The organism is Terrimonas alba (assembly GCF_042434975.1).
In the GTDB taxonomy this organism is placed as follows: Bacteria; Bacteroidota; Bacteroidia; order Chitinophagales; family Chitinophagaceae; genus Terrimonas_B; species Terrimonas_B alba.
Window position 1 is genome coordinate 1 of the sequence record NZ_JBHMQM010000050.1, and the last position, 917, is coordinate 917.

At 49.2% G+C, this 917-nt stretch carries 1 protein-coding gene; it reads left to right on the plus strand.

What is annotated here, in order from left to right:
• On the plus strand, positions 1–917 hold a 917-nt coding region (locus tag ACFEL9_RS26135), incomplete at both ends, for a hypothetical protein (RefSeq protein ID WP_385896365.1).

Sequence of the window (917 nt, forward strand, 5' to 3'; positions counted from 1 at the left end):
ACCATCTGTGAAGGACAATTGCCATATAGCTGGAACGGTCAATCGATCACAACTGCAGGTGACTATACAGCTGATCTCACCAGCACGGCCGGTTGCGATTCTACTGCCACCCTGCATTTAATTGTCAACCCTGTGGTAACCGGTGAAGAGACCATTACCATCTGTGAAGGACAATTGCCATATAGCTGGAACGGTCAATCGATCACAACCGCAGGTGACTATACAGCTGATCTCACCAGCACGGCCGGTTGCGATTCTACTGCCACCCTGCATTTAATTGTAAACCCTGTGGTAACCGGTGAAGAGACCATCACCATCTGTGAAGGACAATTGCCATATAGCTGGAACGGTCAATCGATCACAACTGCAGGTGACTATACAGCTGATCTCACCAGCACGGCCGGTTGCGATTCTACTGCCACCCTGCATTTAATTGTAAACCCTGTGGTAACCGGTGAAGAGACCATCACCATCTGTGAAGGACAATTGCCATACAGCTGGAACGGTCAATCCATCACAACTGCAGGTGACTATACAGCTGATCTCACCAGCACGGCCGGTTGCGACTCTACTGCTACCCTGCATTTAATTGTAAACCCTGTGGTAACCGGTGAAGAGACCATTACCATCTGTGAAGGACAATTGCCATATAGCTGGAACGGCCAGTCCATTACCGATGCCGGTGATTATACGGCAACGCTTACTGCCGCCAATGGTTGTGATTCCATTGCTACGCTGCATTTAGTAATCAATCCTGCAGTAACCGGTGAAGAGACTGTTACACTCTGTCCTGCTGCATTACCATATAGCTGGAACGGCCAGTCCATTACCGATGCCGGTGATTATACGGCTACACTCACTGCCGCTAATGGTTGTGACTCGGTTGCGACATTGCATTTAGTAATCAATCCAGCAGT